This is a genomic window from Streptomyces sp. NPDC096132, assembly GCF_044763345.1.
GTDB lineage: Bacteria > Actinomycetota > Actinomycetes > Streptomycetales > Streptomycetaceae > Streptomyces.
Window position 1 is genome coordinate 151,752 of the sequence record NZ_JBIWGA010000019.1, and the last position, 23,114, is coordinate 174,865.

Annotated in this window: 15 protein-coding genes and 1 pseudogene; 6 read left to right on the forward strand and 10 right to left on the reverse strand. The window is 72.2% G+C overall.

Annotated features, from left to right (window positions below; translation table 11 throughout):
* Positions 1-47: 47 nt before the first annotated feature.
* A pseudogene (locus ACIRF9_RS36430) lies at positions 48-2,192 on the forward strand (SpoIIE family protein phosphatase); the annotation flags it as partial.
* A 299-nt stretch (positions 2,193-2,491) separates the two neighbouring features.
* On the opposite strand, the gene ACIRF9_RS36435 reads toward ACIRF9_RS36430, so the two are convergent.
* Positions 2,492-3,604: an AI-2E family transporter gene (locus ACIRF9_RS36435; protein ID WP_403831227.1), complete on the reverse strand. Its 1,113-nt coding sequence runs from the start codon at positions 3,602-3,604 to the stop codon at positions 2,492-2,494.
* Between the two features lie 387 nt (positions 3,605-3,991).
* Here ACIRF9_RS36435 and ACIRF9_RS36440 point away from each other — a divergent pair, with 387 nt between their 5' ends.
* Genes ACIRF9_RS36440 through ACIRF9_RS36450 form a run of 3 tightly spaced genes read left to right on the forward strand, consistent with a single transcriptional unit; the run spans position 3,992 to position 7,220 of the window.
* Positions 3,992-4,594 (forward strand): DUF4956 domain-containing protein, encoded by a 603-nt coding sequence (locus ACIRF9_RS36440; protein WP_403831229.1) that lies wholly within the window; start codon positions 3,992-3,994, stop codon positions 4,592-4,594.
* Positions 4,591-5,382: a VTC domain-containing protein gene (locus ACIRF9_RS36445; protein ID WP_403831232.1), complete on the forward strand. Its 792-nt coding sequence runs from the start codon at positions 4,591-4,593 to the stop codon at positions 5,380-5,382. Before ACIRF9_RS36440 ends, ACIRF9_RS36445 begins: the two co-directional genes overlap by 4 nt.
* On the forward strand, positions 5,379-7,220 hold the full coding sequence (locus ACIRF9_RS36450; RefSeq protein ID WP_403831235.1) for a carbohydrate-binding domain-containing protein: 1,842 nt from the start codon (positions 5,379-5,381) through the stop codon (positions 7,218-7,220). Before ACIRF9_RS36445 ends, ACIRF9_RS36450 begins: the two co-directional genes overlap by 4 nt.
* A gap of 18 nt (positions 7,221-7,238) precedes the next feature.
* Here ACIRF9_RS36450 and ACIRF9_RS36455 read toward each other — a convergent pair whose 3' ends face one another.
* Positions 7,239-9,713, reverse strand: coding sequence for an FG-GAP-like repeat-containing protein (locus tag ACIRF9_RS36455; RefSeq protein WP_403831238.1), 2,475 nt, complete (start codon positions 9,711-9,713; stop codon positions 7,239-7,241).
* Between the two features lie 192 nt (positions 9,714-9,905).
* On the opposite strand from ACIRF9_RS36455, the gene ACIRF9_RS36460 reads away from it, so the two are divergent.
* Positions 9,906-11,249 carry a polysaccharide lyase family 1 protein gene (locus tag ACIRF9_RS36460; protein WP_403831240.1) on the forward strand — a complete coding sequence of 448 codons (1,344 nt, stop codon included), beginning with the start codon at positions 9,906-9,908 and terminating at the stop codon, positions 11,247-11,249.
* 54 nt (positions 11,250-11,303) lie between these two features.
* On the opposite strand, the gene ACIRF9_RS36465 is transcribed toward ACIRF9_RS36460, so the two are convergent.
* The 4 genes from ACIRF9_RS36465 to ACIRF9_RS36480 form a co-directional block, all read right to left on the reverse strand.
* Positions 11,304-11,669, reverse strand: a complete 366-nt coding sequence (locus ACIRF9_RS36465) for a PH domain-containing protein (protein WP_403831242.1) — start codon at positions 11,667-11,669, stop codon at positions 11,304-11,306.
* A gap of 68 nt (positions 11,670-11,737) precedes the next feature.
* Positions 11,738-12,214, reverse strand: coding sequence for a hypothetical protein (locus tag ACIRF9_RS36470; protein ID WP_403831245.1), 477 nt, complete (start codon positions 12,212-12,214; stop codon positions 11,738-11,740).
* An 85-nt stretch (positions 12,215-12,299) separates the two neighbouring features.
* Positions 12,300-14,018 (reverse strand): methionine--tRNA ligase, encoded by a 1,719-nt coding sequence (gene metG, locus ACIRF9_RS36475; protein WP_403831247.1) that lies wholly within the window; start codon positions 14,016-14,018, stop codon positions 12,300-12,302.
* A gap of 128 nt (positions 14,019-14,146) precedes the next feature.
* The gene (locus ACIRF9_RS36480) at positions 14,147-16,354 is read right to left on the reverse strand and encodes a VWA domain-containing protein (protein WP_403831250.1); all 2,208 of its coding nucleotides are present in this window, start codon (positions 16,352-16,354) and stop codon (positions 14,147-14,149) included.
* Positions 16,355-16,644: 290 nt separating this feature from the next.
* Here ACIRF9_RS36480 and ACIRF9_RS36485 point away from each other — a divergent pair, with 290 nt between their 5' ends.
* A complete protein-coding gene (locus tag ACIRF9_RS36485) occupies positions 16,645-18,714 on the forward strand; it encodes a PhoX family protein (RefSeq protein ID WP_403831252.1) in 2,070 nt (689 codons plus the stop codon).
* A gap of 198 nt (positions 18,715-18,912) precedes the next feature.
* Here ACIRF9_RS36485 and ACIRF9_RS36490 read toward each other — a convergent pair whose 3' ends face one another.
* The 4 genes from ACIRF9_RS36490 to ACIRF9_RS36505 are packed head-to-tail and all read right to left on the reverse strand — an operon-like array spanning position 18,913 to position 23,041.
* Entirely contained in the window at positions 18,913-20,862 is a 1,950-nt protein-coding gene (locus ACIRF9_RS36490) for an FUSC family protein (protein WP_403831255.1), read from the reverse strand.
* Between the two features lie 32 nt (positions 20,863-20,894).
* Positions 20,895-21,839 (reverse strand): endonuclease/exonuclease/phosphatase family protein, encoded by a 945-nt coding sequence (locus ACIRF9_RS36495; RefSeq protein WP_403831257.1) that lies wholly within the window; start codon positions 21,837-21,839, stop codon positions 20,895-20,897.
* 16 nt (positions 21,840-21,855) lie between these two features.
* Positions 21,856-22,212 carry a hypothetical protein gene (locus ACIRF9_RS36500; RefSeq protein ID WP_403831259.1) on the reverse strand — a complete coding sequence of 119 codons (357 nt, stop codon included), beginning with the start codon at positions 22,210-22,212 and terminating at the stop codon, positions 21,856-21,858.
* Between the two features lie 43 nt (positions 22,213-22,255).
* Positions 22,256-23,041 (reverse strand): alpha/beta fold hydrolase, encoded by a 786-nt coding sequence (locus tag ACIRF9_RS36505; protein WP_403831262.1) that lies wholly within the window; start codon positions 23,039-23,041, stop codon positions 22,256-22,258.
* Positions 23,042-23,114 lie beyond the last annotated feature (73 nt).

Here is a 23,114-nt window from a genome sequence, read left to right on the forward strand (position 1 = left end):
GCGGTGATCAGTGGCACTTCTCGTTCCCGTCTTCCTAAGGTGGGGCAATGCGCGCTGGCGAACCGTTGCCCGCCGTGGGGGAGGTCCTCGCCTCCCTCGCGACCGGCCTGTGGCACTGGAGCACCGCCGCCGGGCTGGTCACGGTCGACGCCGAGGCTGCCCGGCTGCTCGGGCTGCCCGCCGAGCAGACGGTGCTCACCGAGGCCCAGACCCGGGCCCGGCTGCACCCCGTCGACTGGAACGAGATCACCGGAGTCGTCCAGCTCGCCGTCGCCGAGGGCACCCTCGCCGAGGTGCGCATCCGGATCATGGACGAGCAGGGGCATGTCGTCCGGGTGGTCCGCAGCCGTTCCAAGCCCTCCTACGACCCCGAGAAGGGGGCGTACGAGCTGATCGGCACCCTCCAGGAGGTCACCGAGCCCCGGCCGGGCACCCCCGCCGGACGCACCGCCGTCACCGGTGACTGGCGGCGCTCGCGCGAGGCGTTCCTGCTGGACGCGGGCCGGGCGCTGGCGGAGGCGCGGTCCACGGAGGAGGTGCTGCGGGTGGCGGCGGGCCTGGCGATGCCGGGGTTCTCGCCGGACGGGCTCGCCGTCTTCGGGGTCGACGGCGACCGGCTGACGATCATCGGCCACCACGGGCAGCAGCCCGGCGACGAGGGCCCCTTCACCCATATGCCCGTGGCGACGGACTACCCGGCCGCCGAGGTCGTGCGCACCGGCCGGGCCGTCTATGTTTCCTCGCCCCAGCAGTACAAGGAGCGCTACCCGCTCACCTGGCCGCTGGCCGCGCACTTCGGCCGGGAGTCATGGGCGTTCCTGCCGCTGACGGTGGCCGGGCGGACGATGGGCGCCTGGATGGCCGCCTTCACGCACCCGGTGGCCTTCACCCCGGACGAGCGGTCCGTGCTCACCACGGTCGCCCGGATGCTCGCCCAGGCCCTCACCCGCGCGGGCGCCGCCGAGACACAGCGTGAGCTGACCGACGGCCTCCAGCGCTCCATGCTGCCCACGCTCGGCCCCGAGATACCGGGCATGACCCTGGCCGCCCGCTACATACCGACCGGCGGCGGCCTCCAGGTCGGCGGCGACTGGTACGACATGATCCCCCTGCCCCGCGGCCGGTTCGCGCTGGTCATCGGGGACGTCCAGGGGCACGACGTCCGTGCGGCCGGGCTCATGGGCCAGCTCCGTATCGCCCTGCGCGCCTACGCCGCCGAGGGCCACCGGCCCGACGCCGTGCTCTCCCGCGCCTCCGGCTTCCTCCACGGCATCAACCAGGCCTGCAACGACACGGACCTGCGCTTCGCGACCTGCCTCTACATCGAGGTCGATCCGGTGACCGGCGTGCTGGAGACAGCGCGGGCCGGGCATCTCGACCCGGCCGTCCGGATGGCCGACGGCACGGTCCTGGTCCGGGCCACGGCCGGCGGCCTGCCGCTGGGCATCGACCCGGACGCCGACTACCCCACCACCCGGCTCGCCCTGGAGCCCGGCGAGACGCTGATGCTGTGCACCGACGGTCTGCTGGAGACCGGCGGCCATGACCTCGACACCGGCTGGCGGCGGATCCGCGAGACCCTCGAGGGTGAGGACGGGGGGCTGGAGGAGCTGGCCGACGCGCTCGTCCAGGCCGTGCACGGCCCGCCCTCCCACCACACCCCCGGCCCGCTCGCCGACCGCCGCGGGGACGACATCGCCCTTCTGCTGCTGTGCCGCCACGGCGGGGCGGGCTGCGGCCCGGCCGCCGCCGCACCCGCCCGGACGCCCGTCCGGCGCACCATGCTCACGGTCGCGCAGGCCGAGCCCGAGCGGATCGCCGTGGGCCGGCAGCAGCTGCGCGAACTGCTCCACGACTGGCCGAGCGAGGACCAGGTCGACTCGGCGGTCCTGCTCGTCTCCGAGACCCTCACCAACGTCCTCGTCCACACCGACGCCGACGCACTGCTGGTCGCCGAGGTCACCGGCGCCCCCGGCGAACGCCGCATCCGCATCGAGGTCACCGACACCAGCGACGACCTCCCCCACAAACGCCGGCCCGGCGAACTGGCCTCCTCCGGCCGCGGCCTCGTCCTCATCGAACTGCTCGCGGACACCTGGGGGGTGGCGCCGCGGGGCGAGGGCAAGAGCATCTGGTTCGAGCTCTACGAGGCCGACGGCTCGGGTGGCCCGGGCAGCCTGGGTCGCGCCGATGGCCCTGGTGGCCCGGGCGGCGTAGATGGCTCGGGTGGCTCCGACGGTCAGGGCGGCTGGGGCGGTGCTGGCGGTCCGGGTGGCTCGGGTGGCGTAGATGGCTCGGGTGGCTCCGATGGTCAGGGTGGCTGGGGCGGTGCTGGCGGTCCGGGTGGCTCGGGTGGCGTAGATGGCTCGGGTGGCTCCGATGGTCAGGGTGGCTGGGGCGGTGCTGGCGGTCCGGGTGGCTCGGGCGGCGCCGATGGCCCGGGCGGCTCCGATGGTCCGGGCGGCTCCGACGGTCAGGGTGGCTCCGATGGTCAGGGTGGCTGGGGCGGTGCTGGCGGTCCGGGTGGCCCGGGCGGCGCCGATGGCTCGGGTGGCTCCGACGGTCCGGGCGGTTCGGGAGTGGCGTAGCGCGTTCGCAGCTCGTGCAGGACCCCGAAGCCCGCCGCCGTCAGGGGGACGGCGAGGAGCATGCCGAGGATGCCGGCCACGGAGGCGCCGGCGGTGATGGCCAGCATGACGACGGCCGGGTGCATCTGGACGGTCCGGCTCTGGATCACCGGCTGGAGGACATGGCCCTCCAGGACCTGTACGGCGAGCACCACGCCCAGGGCCCACAGGGCGATGACGAAGCCGCGGTCGGCGAGGGCGACGAGCACCGCGACGGCGCCGGAGATGAAGGCGCCCAGGTAGGGGATGTAGGCGCCGACGAAGACGAGGGCGCCGAGGCCCACGGCCCCCGGTACGTCGAGGACGAGCAGCCCGACGGTGATGCACACGGCGTCGATGAAGGCGATGAAGGTGGTCCCCCGCATGAACCCCTCCACCGCCGCGAAGGCCCGCCGTCCCATCGCCTCCATGGTGTCCCCGGCCCCGCCGGGGGCGACGGAGCGCAGGGCGTCGGCCGCCCGGTGCGAGTCCCGCAGGAAGAAGAAGACGAGCAGCAGGGCGAGCACCGCCATGGCGATGGTCTCGCCGACCACGCTGACGCCGCTGATCACGTTGGAGGCGGCCGTCCCGCCGAACCGCGTCAGCAGGTCCCTGGAGTTGGAGGCCAGGTCGTCCAGCGAGGTGCCGGCCGCCCCGAAGTGCTCGGCGACGCCCCGCGCCGCGTTCTTCAGCGAGGCGACGATCTGGTCCCCGGTGTCGATCAGCGCGGCGACCACGATGTACACCGCCCCGCCGACGACCGCGACGACGGCGACACAGGTCAGCGCCGCCGCCATCGACCGCGGCACCCGTGCCTTCACCAGCCGCCGGTACAGCGGCCTGAGCAGGGCCGTCCCGAGCAGCGCGAGCAGCACCGGCGTGACGGCCGTACGGAAGGTCGCGCACAGCCGGATCCCGACGTACACCACGCCCGCGACGAGCAGGATCACCGCACACCAGGCGGCGAACCGGCGGACGGGGACGGGGAGCAGCTGCACACGTCCAGCGGAGCACGCCCCGGCCGGGTTGTCCTGCGCGGACGACCCGGCCGGGTGACGTGCCGTCACTCCGCGAACGCCTCGCTGGAGCCGATCGCGCCGATGACCAGGCCGAGACACAGCAGGAGCCATGTCCGTCGCCGACTCAGTCGTCCCATCGCCTCTCCCACCTGGTCCGCAGGGCCGTCAGGAGCATCCTTCGAGGGCCGGTGCGGCTCCGCGAGCGAGGATCGGCCGAACGGGCCATCGGGATGAGCCGGACCCGGGGGCTTTGTCAGGGCTTTTACCGTGCTTTGTTGGCCGGTTCCCCGTTGTTTCCCCGCACTTCTCAAAGTCGCTTAACGGAGTACAAAGGCGGTTCACAGGTGGTGCCCCGATCGTCGTGACATGAGCACCCAACCGCTCCTCGTCGTCACGGACCTGGTCGCCATCTCCGTCCTGGCCTTCGCCGTCTACTTCCCGCGCCATCACCGCAGGGACCTGGTCACCGCGTTCCTCGGGATCAACGTCGGGGTGCTCGCCGTCGCGATGACGCTGAGTCAGGCGGCCGTGGGGATCGGGCTCGGGATGGGCCTGTTCGGGGTGCTGTCGATCATCCGGCTGCGGTCGTACGAGATCGCGCAGCACGAGATCGCCTACTACTTCGCGGCCCTGGCGATCGGCCTGCTCAACGGCATCCCCGAGGAGACGTCCGTCCTGCCCGTCGCGCTGACGGCCCTGCTCGTCGGCACGCTCTACGTCGCCGACCACCCCCGCCTCTTCGCCCGGCACCGCACCCGCAGCCTCCGTCTGGACTCCGCGCACACCGACGAGGCCGCCCTGCGCGCCCATCTCGAAGTGCTGCTCGGCGGGCGGGTGGTGAACCTGTCGGTCAAGGGCATCGACCTCGTCAACGACACCACCCAGGTCGAGGTCCGGTACGTCGTCCGGGACGGCGGGGTGCCGGCCCCGGCACCGGAGGCCGTGCGGCGGCCGGGGGTACGGGCGTGACCGCGCTCGACTCCCTCGGCACGGCCGTCGGCGCCCTGCGTCCCGTAGGTCTCGACGAACTCGTGGACCGCGCCGCGCTGTTGACCCGCCTGGACCGCAAGTACGTCCTGCCGCTCGCCGACCTGCCGTTCCTGCTCGGCGGCCTCGGCATGGACGTACGGGTCCTGGAGATCGACGGCGAACGGGACTTCGGCTACCGGTCGCTGTACCACGACACCCCCCGGCTCGACGCCTACCTGGGCGCCGCCCGCGGCCGCCGGCGCCGCTTCAAGCTGCGGATCCGCAGCTATCTCGACGCGCAGGTCGATTTCCTGGAGGTCAAGACGCGAGGCCCGCGCGGGACGACCGTCAAGCAGCGGACCCCGTACGAGGGTGACGACCGTCTGCTCGACCCGGCCGGCCGTGCCTTCGTCGACACCGTCCTCGCCTCGGCCCGCATCGACTCCCGCGGCTTCCGCTTCCGGCCCGCGCTGACGACGACGTACCGCCGTACGACCCTGCTGCTGCCCGGCGACGGCAGCCGCGTGACGGTCGACACCGGGCTGGTGTGGGCCCTGCCCGACGGGTCCCGGGTGCTGGGCGTCCCCGACCGGGCCGTCGTCGAGACGAAGGCCGGGCGGGCCGGGTCAGGGGCCGACCGGCTGCTGTGGTCGCTGGGCCACCGGCCCTGCACGGTCTCCAAGTACGGCACCGGCCTCGCCGCCCTGCGCCCCGAACTCCCCGCCCACCGCTGGCTGCCGGTCCTGCGGCGCCACTTCCCCACCGCACTCGACGGGAGCCCCGCATGAGCATCGGAAGCACGGTACGGCGGAAGCTGGCGGCCGCCCTCGCCTCCGTCGCCCTGGCCTCGGCGGCGCTGGCCGGATGCTCCTCGGACAGCTCCGAGGAGGCGGCCGGCAGCACGGAATCCGCCACTTCCGGTTCCGCCGTGGAGGGCGCCCAGAGCGCCGCCACGGTTCTCGCCGCCGACAAGAAGGCCCACGACGCCGACCTCACCGAGGACGCCTCCGACGCCGTGGAGATCGAACTCGGCGGGGACTCCGCCGCCGTGAAGGGGGAAGGGGCCAAGGTCAGCGGCTCGACCGTGACCATCACCGCCGGCGGCACCTACCGGATCAGCGGCACGCTCACCGACGGACAGATCGTCGTCGACGCGGCGGACGCCACGGTGAAGCTGGTCCTCGACGGGGCCAGGATCTCCAGTTCCACCGGTGCGGCCGTCGCGGCCACCGCCGTGGACCAGCTCGTCGTCGTCCTCGCCGACGGCAGCGCGAACACCCTCTCCGACGCCGGTTCCTACGCCGACGACGCCGACGCGAACGCGGCCCTGTTCAGCGCCGGCGACCTGACCGTCGGGGGCGGCGGCACGCTCACCGTGAAGGGCAACGGCAACGACGGCATCGCGAGCAAGGACGGGCTGGTCATCGCCTCCGGCACGGTGAACGTCACCGCCGCCGACGACGGCATCCGGGGCAAGGACTACCTGGTCGTCGAGGACGGCGCGGTCACCGTCGACGCGGGCGGCGACGGGCTCAAGGCCGACAACGAGGACGACGCGGACTCCGGGTACGTGTCCGTGGCGGGCGGCGCGGTCGAGGTCACCGCCGAGGGCGACGGCATCGACGCGGCGACCGACCTCGTGGTCACGGGCGGCCGGCTGACCGTCGCGAGCGGGGGTGGGAGCGGCACCGAGCCCTCCGACGAGACCTCCGCCAAGGGGCTGAAGGCCGGGGTCATCGGTGTGCTGGAGGGCGGCACGGTCGCCGTCGACGCCTCCGACGACGCCGTGCACAGCGACGGCGCCGTCCACTTCGCCGGGGCCACGGTCACCGCTGCGAGCGGGGACGACGGGGTGCACGCGGAGGGCGACCTCGTCATCGACGACGGCACGGTGAAGATCACCAAGGCGGAGGAGGGCCTGGAGGGCTTCGACATCGTCGTGGGCGGCGGCTCGGTGTCGATCGTCTCGAGCGACGACGGCATCAACGCCTCGGGCAGCAGCGGGAGTGCGGAGCAGGGCCCGGGCGGTGGCCCCGGCGGCGGGGGCGGCGGGGAGAGCGTCGGCGACTACAAGCTGACCGTCACCGGCGGCACCCTGGTCGTGGACTCCGAGGGAGACGGTCTCGACTCCAACGGCACGGCCGAGATCACCGGCGGCACGATCGTCGTCAACGGCCCCCAGCAGGGCGGCAACGGCGCCCTCGACGTCAACGGGAGTTTCACCGTCAGCGGCGGCACGCTGCTCGCCGCGGGCAGCGCGGGCATGGCCGTCGCCCCCGACGAGGAGTCCGAGCAGGGCTGGCTGTCGGCGACCCTGGACTCCTCCGTCCCGGCGGGCACGACCCTGCACGTCGTCGACGCCGACGGCAAGGTCGTCGCCACGTACGTCACGTCCAAGCAGATCCAGAACGTCGTCTACTCGTCGTCCGCGATCACGTCCGGTGAGTCCTACCGGATCTACTCGGGCGGCTCGACCTCCGCCACGGACGGCTCGGGCGGCCTCTACACCCGGTCCGGCACGCTCGGCTCGGCGGAGGAGATCGCGACGGTCACGGCCGGGGACGCGCCGGAGGGCGGCGGGTTCGGCGGCGGTGGACCGGGTGGCGGCGGGGGCCGTCAACAGTGAACGGCCCCCGCCCTCACCTCAGAACAGCCCCTTGAGGCGGTCGAAGCCACCGCCGATCTTGACACGGCTGCCGTACGAGCCCCTTCCGTTGCCGGACTGGCGGTAGAGGTTGCCCGCGGTGTCGCGCGCGATCAGGTCTGTCTTCCCATCGCGGTCGATGTCGCCGACGCCGACGACCGCGTTGTACGAGGAGCCCCAGTTGGAGAAGATCTTCGCCCGCGCGGAGAAGGTGCCGTTGCCCTTGCCGTAGTAGCGGTACAGGTTGTTCGCCTTGTCCTGGGCGATGAGGTCGCCGATGCCGTCGCCGTTGAGGTCCCCGGCGCCGACGACCTTCTTGTACGTCTTCCAGTTGTCGTACAGCTTCACCCGCGCCGAGAGGGTGGCGGTGCTGGTGCCCTTGTAGAGGTAGACGGCGCCGGTGGTGGCGTTGCGGGCGATGAGGTCGGGGCGGCCGTCCTTGGTGACGTCACCGGGGTAGGTCAGGACGTCGTACTGCTTCCAGCCGGTCTTCGAGATCGACTTGTACGTCGTCGACGGCTTGGGCGCGGTCCCGCAGGCCGGCCGGTACGCGCGCAGGGCGTCGCCCACGCGGACGAGGACGTCGTTGCAGCGCTCGCCGTTCAGATCGCCGAACGGCACCGCCTTGACGCTCGTCGGCCAGCCCGTGGCCGACGCACCCGTCTCGAGCTGTCCGGTCCCGTCGCCGAGGGCCCACTGGAGCCTTCCCGAGGAATCGAGGTGGAGCAGGTCGCCGAGGCCGTCCGTGGTGACGTCGTGGCCGCCGAAGTCACGGAAGGCCGGGCTGCCGCCGGTCACCGTGACGGTGCCGGTCCCGAGGGTCGACGGAGTGCCGGAGCCCCACTGGACCGCCTTCAGCGTCCAGGTCAGCCTGCCGTTGAGGGCGATCGCGCCGGTGGTGGTGCGGCCGTTCCAGACCGGGGCGACGGTCGTGGAGCCGGTCGCGGGGTCGGCGGCACCGGTGAGGGTGCGTACCGCCTTGCCGGCGGCGTCCGTGAGGGTGAGCGTCCAGGAGGCGACCGCCGAGTTCGTCGTCCAGGTCGGCTTCCAGGCGGCGCTGGAGGAGGTGGTGCCCTTCAGGGGCACGGTGGCCGGGACGGTCTTGTCGGTCACCGTCAGCGTGGGCCAGACGGTGCGGGAGGCGTACACGTACGCGTAGGCCGAGAGGCTGGACGACCGCCCCCAGACGGCGGTGGCGTTGCCGGCTGAGTTCGCCGCGATCTCGCCGCGCACCGCCGGGCTGCCGCCGCCCACCCGGCGGGCCGACGTCCACTCACCGTCGACGAGGGTGGCCTCGTAGAGGCTGGTCGCCGTCGTCTGGCCGGCGTCGAGTTCCGGCCACAGCACATGGACCGAGCCGTCGGGGGCGATGGCCGCGTCCGAGGAGTACTCGGCGTCGGCGGAGTTCAGGGTTTTCGACGCCGACCAGGTGCCGGCGGCACTGTCGAAGGTGGTGGTCCGTACGTCGTTCGCGCCCGTGGCCCGGTCGTGCCAGACAAGGGTGACCTCGCCGTCCGGTCCGACCAGCGGATCCGGGGTCTCGGCGGGGTCGCCGACGGCGGTCGCGGCGGTCTGCGGCGCGCTCCACGCCGAGGCCGCGTCGGCCCGCCGTACGGTCTGGAAGGTGCCGTTCAGGTCCTGCCACACCAGCTGGACCGAGCCGTCCGCGCCGGAGGCCAGCGTGGGCAGCCGCCGGGTCGAGTCGACCAGCTGAGGGGTCGGCCAGCTGTAGGTGTCGAACGGCTTGGCGTTGCTCATCACCCGGTAGATCTCGCCGTACTTCATCCAGTACGACACGACGAGCCCGCCCTGTGCGTCGTACGCGATCTGCGGCCCCGCGACCATCCCGTACCCGGTCGGGCCCGCGTAGGTGGCGGCGTTGCTGACCTGCGCCGGAGTGGACCAGGTGTTCTCCTCGACGAGGGTGGCGGCGTACGCCTCGCTCCTGCCGGAACTCGACACCCGCTGGGCCCACACGGCGGCGACCGTCCCGCCCGGCCCCACCGCGAGGTCGGGGTACTCGAAGTCCTTGCTCGGGTCCGTGGCGATCACCGTGGGCTGCGACCAGGACGTCTGCCCGGCGCGCAGGGTGGCGGACGCGATGTGCGTGTGGGTGGTCCACAGCGCGACCACCGATCCGTCCGGCCGGGCCGCGAGGCGCGCCCCGTCGTGGACGATGTCGCCGAGCTGGACCCTGCTGCCCCAGGTGTCGCTGTTCGCGGGGCGCACCGCCGCGTAGAGGTCGCTGGAGGTGCCCTCCTGCCAGAGCACCACGGCGGTGCCGTCCCCGGTGACGACGACCTCCTGGACGTCCGCCTTCACCCAGGCGAGGTACGCCGGACTGCTCCACGGCGGCAGCACGGGCGCGGCGGCGGCCGGAGCGGCCGGGAGCGCGGCGCCCGCGAGGACGAGCGAGACGGTGACGAGCGCGGTGGCCGCGGCACGACGGCGCGACGGCAGGACTGATCTGCCCATCTGTATGGATTCCCCTCCCCGTAAGGGGCGTTCACCCCCGTTGGCACCTTAAGCCGCTCGTGAGGGAATCGTGAAGGCGTTCGATCGTGTGGCGGAGGGGGCGGCGGAAAAAATTCTCGGGACGCGGCAACTCTTCACGACCCGGCGGCCACTGACAGGTCGTAAACCCGCTCCTCCCCGTAAGGAACCCCCGTGGCAGCTGCTTCCCACCGCCGGTCCCTCCGCGCCCGCCGCACCCTCGTCGTGTCCGCCGCCGTCGTGGCGGTCGGCGTCGGCGCCGGTGTCGTCGTGATGAACGCGAACGCCGGAACCGTGGACCTGTACCACCAGACGCTCGCCGCGAAGGACGGCTGGGCCTCCTCCGGCACGGGCACGACCGGTGGCACCAAGGCCGACGCCGCGCACACCTTCACCGTCTCCACCCGCGCCGAGCTCGTGAAGGCGCTGGGTTCGGCGTCCGACACCACGCCCCGGATCATCAAGGTCAAGGGCACCATCGACGCCAACACCAATGACTCCGGCAAGAAGCTGACCTGCGCCGACTACGCGTCGGGCACGGGCTACTCGCTCTCGGCGTATCTGAAGGCCTACGACCCGTCCACCTATGGTCGGTCGAAGCTCCCCTCGGGCACCCAGGAGAAGGCCCGCGCCGCCGCCCAGACCAAGCAGGCGAAGAACATCGTCTTCAAGGTGCCCGCCAACACGACCGTCGTCGGCGTCCCCGGCACCAACGCCGGGATCAGCGGCGGCATGCTGCAGATCCAGAACGTGGACAACGTCATCGTCCGCAACCTGAACTTCTCGGCCACCGAGGACTGCTTCCCGCAGTGGGACCCGACCGACGGCGACGACGGCAACTGGAACTCCAACTACGACTCGGTGACCCTGCGCGGCGCCACCCACGTCTGGGCCGACCACAACACCTTCACCGACGCGCCCCACCTGGACAGCGCCAACCCCAAGTACTACGGCCGCGAGTACCAGATCCACGACGGCGCCCTCGACATCACCAAGAGCTCCGACCTGGTGACCGTCTCGCGCAACCAGTTCACCAACCACGACAAGACCATGCTGATCGGCAGCAGCGACAGCGAGCCCAGCGGCAAGCTGCGCGTCTCGATCCACCACAACATCTGGAAGGGCATCGTCCAGCGCGCGCCGCTGGTCCGGGTCGGCCAGGTGCACATCTACAACAACTACTACGACGTCACGACCCTCAACGGCTACGCGGTGCAGTACAGCATCAACTCCCGCGCCAAGGCCCAGGTCGTCGCCGAGAACAACTACTGGAAGGTCCCGTCGTCCGTGAAGGTCGCCAAGCTGCTCAGCGGCGACGGCACCGGCGCGGTCAAGGGCTCCGGCAACCTCGTCAACGGCACGGCGACCGACCTCGTCGCCGCGTACAACGCGGCCTCCTCCAAGGACCTGAAGACGACGGTCAACTGGACGCCGGCCCTGACGGCCGACCTGGAGTCCTCGGCGAAGAACCTGCCCACGTCGCTGTCGACGACGGCCGGCGCGGGCGTGCTCAAGTAGCACCCGAGACGCGCGAGGGCCGGGAGACCACGAGCCCCCGGCCCTCGCGTTCCCTTAACTGGCGACGAACTGCGTGAGGATCGCCTGCACCTCGTAGATGTCCACACCCTTGGTGAACGTCTTCTGGATCGGCATCGACGTGCCCGACACCCAGATCTTCAGCTCGGCGTCGAGGTCGAACGTGCCGGCGGTCTCGACCGCGAAGTGTGTGATGCTGCGGTACGGCACCGAGTGGTACTCCACCTTCTTCCCGGTGATGCCCTGCTTGTCGATCAGCAGCAGCCGCCGGTCGGTGAACAGGATCGTGTCCCGGATCAGCAGGTACGCGGCATGCACCCGCTCCCCCTGGCCCAGCAGCCGCGCGTAGTCCTGCTGGGCCGTCCCCGCGTCGATCGTGTGCGCGTTCCCGAACAGCGCCATGTGAGCCCCCCATGCGATGGATTCTGTAGCCAGGGACGCGGGACGGGGCCGGGGAGTTGCTCGGCCGGTCAGGTGTCGTACGTTCCGTCCCAGGGTGCGCCGAAGCCGAGACGGTCCGGGTAGAGCTCGGCCCAGGGCTCGTCCTCGTCCTCCTGGACCACCAGGCCGAACAGGACGCCTTCGAAGGTGATCCGGAACGGGCGGATCGCGATGTCCGTGTAGGAGCGGCCGGGGAGGCTGCGCAGGAGGTGGGCCAGGCGGATGCGGGCCTGGGTGAGGACCGAGTCCTCGCCGTGCGGGTTGCGCAGTTGCTGGGCCCAGGTGCCGGCGCACCAGATGTCCGAGTCGCGGTAGTGGCCTTCGGCGTCGAAGGTGTGCAGGACCGTGTAGAGGCGTTTGTTCTCTTCCCAGCCCTCGTCGAGCGCGAAGCCCTCGGGGAACGCGTAGGTGACCGACGCGAGGAACTGGCCGCCCGAGTACCGGCCGATGGACTCGGTGCGGTGCTTCGGCTCGTAGCCGATCGGAATGACCTCGGGGACTGGCATGGCGGAAACCATAAGGGGTGGCGGGAAATAGGCGAAGAGGGGCCCGGGATGCGGAATCCCGGGCCCCTCTTCGCGAGTGGGCGCCTTATGCGGCCGGTTCGCCGCCGAAGCGCTCCTTGTAGGCCGCCAGGTCGTCGTCCGTGAGCTTGGCGAAGAGGACCGGCGGGACGGTGAAGGGGGTGCCGGCGGGGACGGAGGCGAGGGCCTTCGCCTCGTCCGCCGTGACCCAGGCCGCCGTGTCGTTCTCCAGCGAGAACGCCTCGCGCATGGTCTTCGCCGTCGACGGGATGAAGGGTTCCGAGACCACCGCGTAGAGGTGGATCAGGTTCATCGCCGTGCGGAGGGTGAGGGCCGCGCCGTCCTTGTCGGTCTTGATCTCCAGCCAGGGGGCCTTCTCCTCCAGGTAGGAGTTGCCCGCGGACCACAGGGCACGCAGGGCGGCGGCCGCCTTGCGGAACTGGAGGGTCTCCATGTGGCCCTCGTACTCGGCGAGCAGTTCGGCGATCTGCTCCCCGAGCCTCGCCTCCGCCTCACCGGCGGCGCTGCCCGCCGGGACCTCCTCGCCGAAGCGCTTCTTGGAGAAGGACAGCACGCGGTTGACGAAGTTGCCCAGGGTGTCGGCGAGGTCCTTGTTCACCGTGGCCGTGAAGTGCTCCCAGGTGAAGGACGAGTCGTCCGACTCGGGGGCGTTGGCGATGAGGAAGTAGCGCCAGTAGTCGGCCGGGAGGATGTCCAGGGCCTGGTCGGTGAAGACGCCGCGCTTCTGGGAGGTGGAGAACTTCCCGCCGTAGTACGTCAGCCAGTTGAAGGCCTTGACGTAGTCGACCTTCTTCCAGGGCTCGCGCACGCCCAGCTCGGTGGCCGGGAACATCACCGTGTGGAAGGGGACGTTGTCCTTGGCCATGAACTCGGTGTAGCGGACGGTGTCGTCCGCCTCGTACCACCAGGACTTCCAGTCGCGGTTCTCCGGGTCGAGGTCCGACCACTCCTTCGTCGCACCGATGTACTCGATCGGCGCGTCGAACCAGACGTAGAAGACCTTGCCCTCGGCCGCCAGCTCCGGCCAGGTGTCGGCCGGGACCGGGACGCCCCAGTCCAGGTCACGGGTGATGGCGCGGTCGTGCAGGCCCTCGTTCAGCCACTTGCGGGCGATGGAGGAGGCCAGCTGCGGCCAGTCGTCCTCGTGGCGCGAGACCCACTCCTCGACCTCGTGCTGGAGCTTGGACTGGAGGAGGAAGAGGTGCTTGGTCTCGCGGACCTCGAGGTCCGTGGAGCCGGAGATGGCGCTGCGCGGGTTGATCAGGTCGGTCGGGTCGAGCACCCGGGTGCAGTTCTCGCACTGGTCGCCGCGGGCCTTGTCGTAGCCGCAGTGGGGGCAGGTGCCCTCGACGTAGCGGTCCGGGAGGAAGCGGCCGTCGGCGGGGGAGTACACCTGGCGGATCGCCCGCTCCTCGATGAAGCCGTTCTCGTTGAGGCGGCGGGCGAAGTGCTGGGTGATCTCGACGTTCTGGGGGCTGGAGCTCCGGCCGAAGTAGTCGAAGGCCAGCGCGAAGCCGTCGTAGACCGCCTTCTGCGCGTCGTGCGCCTGGGCGCAGAAGTCCGCGACGGGGACGCCCTGCTCCTTCGCGGCCAGCTCGGCGGGGGTGCCGTGCTCGTCCGTGGCGCAGATGTAGAGGACGTCGTGGCCGCGCTGGCGGAGGTACCGGGAGTACACGTCCGCCGGGAGCATGGACCCCACCATGTTGCCCAGGTGCTTGATTCCGTTGATGTACGGAAGGGCGCTGGTGATGAGGTGTCGAGCCATCGGGGGCTGCTCCCAGTCGGTCGTTTTATGGGCCTTGAAATTGAAATCGTAGCCGACATGGGTGGGCCGCCCGCTTCCCGTTTTAAGGGGTGGGAAGCGGGCGGCCCGATTACTGAGGGTTATGGGCGTTACGGGCGCCAGGCGGCCAGGACGCCCTCGTAGAGCTCCTGGTCGGTGAGCTCGCGGGGGGTGGGGCCCGCGTGGAAGAAGGCCGTGTTGGCGGTCTTCAGCTTGCGGAGGTAGTCGAAGGCCTTGTTGTCGTGCTCACCGAAGGCGACGAAGGAGAAGAACACGGTGGGGTGGTTCTTCTCGGCGTCGGTGAGGGACTGGGTGGCGGGGGTCTTGGCGTCCGGGGCGCCGTCGGTCTGGAACACGACGAGGGCCGGGGCCTGCGGGTCCGCCGACTTCTCGTGGTGGCTCACGACGGCCTCGACGGCGGCGTGGTAGCTGGTACGGCCCATGCGGCCGAGGCCGGCGTGCAGGTCGTCGATCCGGTCCTCGGGGTCGGTGAGGGCGAGGTCGGCGGTGCCGTCGAGCTCCGTCGAGAAGAAGACGACGTGGACCTTGGCCTCGGGGTCCAGGTGGGCCGCGAGGGCGAGGGTCTGGTCGGCCAGGGACTGGGCGGAGCCGTCCTTGTAGTACGCCCGCATCGACGCGGAGCGGTCGAGGACCAGGTACACGGAGGCTCGCGCGGCGGCGAGGCCGAGCTTGTCGAGGGCGGCGCCGGCGGTGCGGTACGCGGTGACGAGGTGGGGGGCGTCGGTCCGGACGCGGTCCTCGGCTTCGCCGTCGACCGCCGTGTTCCCACCCGCACCACCCGTGCGGCTTTCGTCGTCGACTGCGGGTGAGGCCAGTGGGGCGTCCCCGCCGTCGGCGTCCGCGGGCTGACTCGTCTCCGCCTCAGCCGCTGCCGCTGCCACGAGCTCCGGCTCCACCTCGGCCGGCTGAGCAGGGGTTTCGGGGGCTGCTTCGGTCTGAGCCTGCGGCTCCTCCTCGGCAGCCGGCTCGCCCTCGGTCTCGGCGTCCGCCTCTGCCGGGGTCTCCGCGGCAGGCTCGGCCTCGGGCTCAGCCTCGGCGGGGGTCTCCGCGGCAGGCTCGGCCTCGGGCTCGTCCGTCGCCTCGGCGTCCGCCGCGACGGGCTCAGCTTCGGCGTCCGCCGACGCGGGGGCTTCCGCGGCCGGTTCCGCCTCGGCAGCGGCCGGCGCGTCGTCGGTCTCGGCGTCCGCCTCGGCAGGGGTCTCCGCGGCAGGCTCGGCCTCGGGCTCGTCCGTCGCCTCGGCGTCCGCCGCGACGGGCTCAGCTTCGGCGTCGGCCTCCGCCAGGGCTTCCGTGGCCGGCTTGGCCGCGGCAGCGTCGGCGGCAGCCGACTCGCGCTCGGTCTCGGCGTCCGCCTCTGCCGGGGTCTCCGCCGCAGGCTCAACCTCCGGCTCGTCCGAGGACACCTCGGCGGCCGCAGCGGCCTCGGTCTCGGCGTCCGCCTCTGCCGGGGTCTCCGCGGCAGGCTCGGCCTCGGGCTCGTCGGTCGCCTCGGCGTCCGCGACGGGCTCAGCCTCGGCGTCGGCCTCCGCGGGGGCTTCCGTGGCCGGCTCGGCCTCGACAGCGTCGGCAGCGGCCGGCTCGGCGTCCGCCTCGGCAGGGGGCTCCGCCGCAGGCTCAACCTCCGGTTCGTCCGAGGACAGCTCGGCGGCCGCAGCGGGCTCGGCCTCGGCGGGGGTCTCCGCCTCGGGCTCGGCTTCCGCCGGGGCTTCGGCGCTCGGTTCGGCCTCGGCGGTCTCCGGCTCGGTGGGGGTCTCGGCAGCCGTCGGCTTCGCCTCCGCCTCGACAGCGGGCTCCTCGTCCGCAGTCTCGGCCTCCGCGCCCGGCGCCGTCTCCGCGTCCGCCGCCTCGGCCTCGGGCTTGCTCTCCGAGGCGGGTTCCTCCGCGACAGCATCCTCCGCTTCCGGAGTCGCCGGTGCGGCCTCCGCCACCGGAGCCGGTTCCGCCGCCGGCGTGGCTTCCGCCTCCGCGCTCGGCTCAGCCGTCGGTGCGGCCTCCGCCTCCGTCTCCGTGGAGCGGGTCGGCTTGGGGACCGTCACGTTGTCGAAGGCGGCCGAGACGAGTTCGTGTTCCTCGTCGGTCGCCGGGCGGGGCTCGGGGATCTGGGCTGTGGGCGCCGGGTCCGGGGCGGAGGCGGGGGCGGGCTGCGGTTCGGGCGACCGTGCCTCCTCCCGCGAGGGAGTCTGCTCCCGCGAGGGAGCCGGTTCCTGCGAAGGAACCTGTTCCGCACCCTCCGCCTCGGCGGTGCGCTCCTTGCGTGAGCGGCCGAATGCGTTCCGAAGGCGAGTGAGAATGCCCATGCGCGCAACCCTTCGCGTGAGTCGAAGCCCGTCAATCCCTGGCCAGGACGGACACGTAAGGTTAGCGGCCCGAAGTGGCGATCTTGGGCAGGGGTGAGTAAGGGGAAGCGAGGTGTGTCAACACCGCCTCCCAGCCATCCGGCGGACGCGTCCACACCGTACCCGCCGTCGCCCCCAACACCCTTGTGGCTGCCGGGGATTCACCCCGGGTTCACCCTGCCGCCGCGCCTGCGCACATACGTGCCCCTACCGTCACGCTCACACCAAGGGCATGCAAGGGGAGATTAAAGGTGCGCAAGCTGCTGCCGCTGATCGGAACACCGTCCCAGTCCCACCCCGGCGGACGTTCCGCCCTGACCTGTCGTTTCCGGTGTGGTGACGCCTGCTTCCACGAGGTGCCCAACACCAGCGCCAACGCATACGTCGGTGATGTCATCGCCGGCGCGCTCAGCCGCCGCAAGGTGATGCGTGCCGCCGCCGTCGTGACCGTCGCGGCCACGGCCGGAGCGGCGGGTGTGGCCGGTGCGCTTCCGGCCGCCGCCGCGGCCCCGGAGGCGGCCGGGAGAACGAAACCTTCCGGCGGTGCTCGGGGCCTGCGCTTCACGCCCGTCCCGCCGAACACCACCGACGCCGTCACCGTCCCCGACGGCTACCGGCAGAACGTCGTGATCCGCTGGGGCGAGCCCATCCTGCGCGGCGCCCCCGCCTTCGACCCGGAGAACCAGACCGCCGCCGCCCAGGCCGGTCAGTTCGGGTACAACAACGACTTCCTGGCGCTGCTGCCGCTGCCGGGCGAGCACCGCCGGCAGGTGCTCGTGGCCAACCACGAGTACACCGACGAAGTGCTGATGTTCCGCGGCTACGACGCCGCCAACCCGACCCGTCAGCAGGTCGAGGTCGCCTGGGCCGCGCATGGGCTCGGTGTCGTGGTCGTCGAGGAGGACCGGCGGACCGGCGCCCTGACCGCCGTACCGCGGCATCCGCTCAACCGGCGCGTCACCGCCACCACCGAGTTCCGGCTCACCGGGCCCGCCGCCGGCAGCGACCTGCTGAAGACCTCCGCCGACCCGACCGGGCGGAAGGTCCTCGGCACGCTCAACAACTGCTCGGGCGGTACGACCCCCTGGGGCACCACCCTCCACGGCGAGGAGAACTTCAACCAGTACTTCGCCAACGCCACCCGCACCACGGACAAGCGGTACGGGCTCGGCACCGGGGCCACCGAGCGGAAGTGGGAGAGGTTCGACAAGCGGTTCGACGTCGCCCAGGAGCCCAACGAGTCCCACCGGTTCGGGTACGTCGTGGAGCTGGACCCGTACGACCCGACCTCCACGCCGCACAAGCGCACCGCGCTCGGCCGGTTCAAGCACGAGGGCGCCACCGTCCGGCTCACGGACGACGGGCGGCCCGTCGTCTACTCCGGTGACGACGAGCGGTTCGACTACTTCTACAAGTTCGTCGGCAGCAAGAAGATGAAGAAGGGGACGAGCAGGGCCGCTCGTGAGCACAACCTCACCCTGCTCGACGAGGGGACGCTGTACGTCGCCAGGCTCACCGGCGACTCCCCCGCCATCGAGATCGACGGCACCGGCAAGCTGCCCGCCGACGGCGAGTTCGACGGGAGCGGGGAGTGGATCCCGCTCGCCACCGCCACCGCGCACGGCGCCGTCTCGCACGTCGAGGGCATGACCGCCGAGGAGGTCTACGTCTTCACCCGGCTCGCCGGTGACAAGGTGGGCGCGACCAAGATGGACCGGCCCGAGGACATCGAGCCCAACCCGCACACCGGCAAGGTGTACGTCGCCCTCACCAACAACACCAACCGCGGGGTCGGTGCCAACGCCCCGGCCGACGAGGCCAACCCGCGCAACGCCAACAAGCACGGGCACGTCCTGGAGCTGACCGAGCGCTGGAACCGGGCCGAGAGCACGAAGTTCGCCTGGTCGCTGTTCCTGGTCGCGGGTGACCCGGAGGACGCGGCCACCTACTTCGCGGGCTTCCCGAAGGACGACGTCAGCCCGATCTCCTGCCCGGACAACGTGGCCTTCGACCCGCACGGCAACCTGTGGATCTCCACGGACGGCAACCAGCTCGGCTCGCACGACGGACTGTTCGGCGTCGCCACCCGGGGTCCGCGGCGCGGTGAGCTGAAGCAGTTCCTGACCGTGCCGACCGGGGCCGAGACCTGTGGGCCGCTGGTGCAGGACCGGCGGGTGCTGGTGGCTGTGCAGCACCCGGGCGAGATCAGCGGTGCGAGCGTGGAGAAGCCGGCGAGTGTCTGGCCCGACGGGGCCGGCAAGATCGTCCGCCCGGCGGTCGTGGCCGTGTGGCGCGCGGACGGCTGTGACATCGGCGTCTAGGTGCTCGGTGCTGGGGCGGGCCGGGGGTGGGTCGCGCGGCCCGGCGCTCACGGGGTGCCGCTGCGCCCACCCTCCCCCACTCTCGGCTTCGCTCGAGCGGGGGGACCCCCATCGCCCCAGCGGCACGACTGCCGCAGCTGGGCGAGTGTGGAGGCCGTGCGGGGTGGGTGCCGCCCCGACGGCACGACTGCCCGCAGGCTACGGCGTTGGTGAGGTGATTGCTCTTGCTGCCGCCACCTCCTGGCGCAATGGCTCCAGGACGCTGCCTGCTGGGCCCGGTAGGTCGGTGCGGACGGGGTAGAGGGTTTCTGTGGTGCGCAGGCCCTCGGCCAGTTCCCGTAGTTGCAGGGTGATCTGGGCGAGCTCGCGTTGTGACGGTGGTTCGGCTCCGTGTTTCACGCGGACCCGGGCCGCCGTCGTCGCGTCGACGATGCGTTCCACGGCGACGACGAGGGGCCACCAGGCGGCGGCCCGTCGGCCCGTGGGCGGAGGTTCGGTCAGGGCGCGCTGGAACTCCGTACGGATGACGGAGAGGTCGCGGTAGAGGCGGCGGCGCATCCGGGCGCGGGCGGCCGGGGCGACGCCCGGGCCGAAGGCCGCGTCCACATAGCGGGCGGTGTCGGCGACCGCGTCGGCGAGTCGGTCGCCGACCCGGGTGTGCCAGCTCTCGGGCCAGAGCAGGTAGCCGGCCACGAGGGCGATGCCGCAGCCGATCAGCGAGTCCACCAGGCGGGGGAGCAGCAGGCCCGTGCCCTGGTGGTTGAGGATGTCGGACAGCAGCAGGATCACCGGGGTGATCGCCGCGGTCTGGTAGCCGTAGCCGCGCGGGGTGAGGGCCGGGATGAGGGGCGCGAGGACGAGCATCACCGGTACGTCCCACCAGCCGCGTGGGACCTGGGAGAGGACGGCCGCCGCCACCACCAGGCCGGCGACCGTGCCCAGCGCCCGCAGCAGGGCGCGGGAGAACACCGAGCCGAAGTCGGGCTTGAGGACGAAGGTGATGGTCAGGGCCACCCAGTAGGAGCGGGGGACCGGGACGGTCGAGACGAGGACCTGGGCGAGGCCGATGCACAGGGCGAGACGCAGGCCGTAGCGCCAGGAGGCGGCGGACAGGGCGACGTTGCGGGTGGCGCGGGCGGCGCGGACCCCGAGGTGGGCCGGGCGGCCGAGGCGGTCGTCCTCGGTGCCGCGCAGGTCGATGTCGGGCGCGGTCACGACCTCGGCGGCGTGCCGCAGGGCGTGGTCGACGGCACGGCCGGTCTCGGAGGCGGGGGTGGGGAGCGGGAGGGCCAGGGGTCCGGTGAAGCCGGCCTCGACCGCCCGCGCGAGGTGGCGTACGGCCTCGGGGACCTCGGTCGGGAGCGGTCTGCCGTGGAGGTGCGCGGCGGGGGCGGCCTCCACCACGGGGGTGATGGCGTTCAACTGGGCGATCAGCCGGGCCAGTTCGGGGGTCCGGCCGTGGTGGCGGGCGCGTCGGGCGAGGACGAGGTCGTAGGACTGGTTCAGGGACTGGGTGACGGTGTGCCGGGCGTCCTCGTAGGCGCCGGGAACGTCGCTGCCGCAGGCGGCCAGCAGGTCGGCGACCGTGCGGTAGGTGGCCGCGACCGCGGTGCGTTCCGGGATCCCGGAACGCAGCGGCCAGGCCAGCAGGGCGAGGAGGAGGACGAGCAGCCCGCCGCCGGACATGAGCAGGGGCGCCAGCCACCACTGCCCGGGCATCGGCAGGCCCGCCCCCACGACGGAGTTGAGCAGGAGCAGCAGTCCGGACACGGACGCCACGGCCCCGATCGTCGAGATCATCCCGGAGACCAGGGCCACGCCGGTGACGGCGACGACCGCCGGCCACCCCTGCCCGTACACGGCCGCGCCGAGGGTGATGCCGACGGCTCCGAACAGCTGGGGGATCGCGATGTTGAGGATCCGCATGCGGTAGGCGTCGGCGGTGTCGCCGATGACCCCGGACAGGGCGCCCATCGACGCGAGGGCCCCGTACGCGGGCTCTGCGACCGCCAGGCCGATCGCCAGGGGGAGTGTCATCGCGATGGCGGCGCGGGCGACGGCGGGCCGGTTGACGGGGGCCTGCTGGGGCTGAAGGTTCCGCACCAGCCAGTCGGGAGGTGTGAGGCCGATGGGGAACTCGCGGGACATGGGCTCATTATGGGCACCGCCGCCCGGGCCCATCAGGGCTGGTGAAGGGTGAGGTTCACGACCAGCGCGCGGTGGTCGGTGTCGTCGAGGCGGAGGAAGCGGGCGCCGCTCGCGGAGAACTCCTTCGACACCAGCACATGGTCGATCTGCGCGCCGAAGACGGGCGTCGTACGGCTCGGCCAGCTCGGCTCGCGGCCCGCGCCGGAGAGGCGGGCCGCGTCACGCAGCCCGGTGTCGAGGACGCGGCGGAAGGCGGTGTGGTCCTGGGAGGCGTTGAAGTCCCCGGCGAGGACGAGCGGGCCGTCGGCGTGCCGGGCGGCGAAGTCATGGAGCCGCCCCAGCTCCCGTTTCCACAGGTCGACCTGGTCGGGCAGCGGCGGCTTGGGGTGCGCGAGCTGGAGCCGTACGGAACGCCCGTCGACGTCGGCGACGGCACCCGGCATCCCCATGCTCCCGTCGACGCCCTCGGCGGGCGTGAGCCGGAACCGGCTGAGGATCACCGATCCCACGGAGGACTCCCCCGGTACGGCCTGCCGGTAGGGGTACTCCCCGCCCAGCTCCCGCCGCACCGCCGCCTGACAGGTGTACTCGCACTCCTCGACGAACACGATGTCCGGCTTCTCCCGCCGCACCACGGGGATCAGCGCGCCGGTGGCCCACCCGAACTCGACGTTGGAGGTGAGCACCCGCAGCTCGGCGACCGTCTTTCCCCCGGGCTCGGCCCCGTCGCCGTACGGCCGGCCGAACCAGCCGAGCAGCGCGAGTGCCACGACCCCCCAGACCACCCCCGGCCACCAGCGGGCCAGCAGGGCCAGGGCCGCCGCGGCGCCGGCGGGCACGAGCAGCCACGGCAGGAACGCCAGCACCTGCGGTACGGGGGTGACCGCGTCGGTGTCGGCGGCCCGGCAGCCGACGACCACGCTCACCCCCGCGAGCAGCAGCCCCGCACACCAGGCACCGAGCAGACGCCACGGCATCCCCCGGCGGGGCGCGTCAGCGGAACTCCCGGACGACCTCGATGCGCCCGACGATGTGCGTGTTGAACTCATCGAGCTCCTCGGCCGGTACCCACAGCTCCAGGATGGTCTCTCCCCCGGCCTGGCGCACCGGATACCGCTCCAGGAACTCCGTCTCGACCTCGAACCGGGTGACGTACCCGACGCCGGAGGCGGGCACGTTCCAGTCCCGGGCGATGCGCACCGCGTAGTCCTCGTTCAGCACCGGATAGAAGATGGGCTGCTCGGGCAGCCGGGGCGGCCAGGCCGTCCACCCGGAGGCCTCCACGAGCGCGAGCTCCTCGGGGCCGGTGGGGCGCCAGAGGGTCGTCGTCTTCTTCTGCACGGTGCTCATGGAGGGGAACGGTAGCCGGGCGGGCGGAGTCCGGGCCAAGGCATTACGGCGCGTCGATCCTGGTCAGGAAGGCCGCCAGTGCCGCGTTGAAGTCCTGCGGCCGCTCCAGGTTCGGCATGTGGGCCGCGCCCTCGACGACGTGCAGGACGCAGTCGGGGAGGGCGGCGTGCATCGCCTCCGCGTCCGACACGGGGGTGTACTCGTCGTCCGCGCCGACCACGACCAGCGCCGGGACCGTGAGCCCGGTCAGCGTGCCGCGGTAGTCGGGCCGTTCGGCGCGGCCGCGCAGGGCCGCCGCCGCGCCCTCGGGCGGCGTCGACGTCATCATGCGGTGGACGTGCGCCTTGACGGCCGGGTCGGCGTACGGGGCGACCATCTTCTCCAGGACCTCGTCGGCGTAGCCGCGCATGCCCTCCGCGAGGAGCCGGTCGGCCATCTCGTTGCGGGCCCGCCTTCCGCCGGGCGTCTCCGGGGCCGGGAAGGTGTCGGCGAGGACCAGGCCCCGGACGCGGTCGGGGAACCGCCCGGAGAAGTCCATCGCGATCTGGCCGCCCATGGACAGGCCGGCCAGCACGAACGCCTCCACCTTCAGCTCGTCCAGCAGCGACGCGACGTCCTGGGCGAAGTCGGAGAGCAGCGTGATGCCGGGGACCACCGGGGAGGCGCCGTAGCCGCGCAGGTCGGGGGCGATCACCCGGCGGCCGGCGGAGAACGCCTCGAGCTGCGGGGCCCACATCGTGTGGTCGAAGGGATGCCCGTGGAGGAGGACAAGGGGGAGAGCGGAGGAATGCGCGTCGCCTTTGTCCTCGTATGCGAGGAAGGGGGTCATGTCAGCGACCCTAGGGCGGCCCAAATCCTCGGTGCAATAAGATCTTTGCTCTCGGTGCAATCCCAAGGGGGGG

Bases quoted from the DNA above. Each gene is read 5' to 3' on its own strand.
- ACIRF9_RS36440 (WP_403831229.1), top strand. From the start codon at position 3,992: ATGAGCACCCAACCGCTCCTCGTCGTCACGGACCTGGTCGCCATCTCC.
- ACIRF9_RS36450 (WP_403831235.1), top strand. From the start codon at position 5,379: ATGAGCATCGGAAGCACGGTACGGCGGAAGCTGGCGGCCGCCCTCGCC.
- ACIRF9_RS36455 (WP_403831238.1), bottom strand. From the start codon at position 9,713: ATGGGCAGATCAGTCCTGCCGTCGCGCCGTCGTGCCGCGGCCACCGCG.
- ACIRF9_RS36465 (WP_403831242.1), bottom strand. From the start codon at position 11,669: ATGGCGCTGTTCGGGAACGCGCACACGATCGACGCGGGGACGGCCCAG.
- ACIRF9_RS36470 (WP_403831245.1), bottom strand. From the start codon at position 12,214: ATGCCAGTCCCCGAGGTCATTCCGATCGGCTACGAGCCGAAGCACCGC.
- metG (WP_403831247.1), bottom strand. From the start codon at position 14,018: ATGGCTCGACACCTCATCACCAGCGCCCTTCCGTACATCAACGGAATC.
- ACIRF9_RS36480 (WP_403831250.1), bottom strand. From the start codon at position 16,354: ATGGGCATTCTCACTCGCCTTCGGAACGCATTCGGCCGCTCACGCAAG.
- ACIRF9_RS36490 (WP_403831255.1), bottom strand. From the start codon at position 20,862: ATGTCCCGCGAGTTCCCCATCGGCCTCACACCTCCCGACTGGCTGGTG.
- ACIRF9_RS36495 (WP_403831257.1), bottom strand. From the start codon at position 21,839: ATGCCGTGGCGTCTGCTCGGTGCCTGGTGTGCGGGGCTGCTGCTCGCG.
- ACIRF9_RS36500 (WP_403831259.1), bottom strand. From the start codon at position 22,212: ATGAGCACCGTGCAGAAGAAGACGACGACCCTCTGGCGCCCCACCGGC.
- ACIRF9_RS36505 (WP_403831262.1), bottom strand. From the start codon at position 23,041: ATGACCCCCTTCCTCGCATACGAGGACAAAGGCGACGCGCATTCCTCC.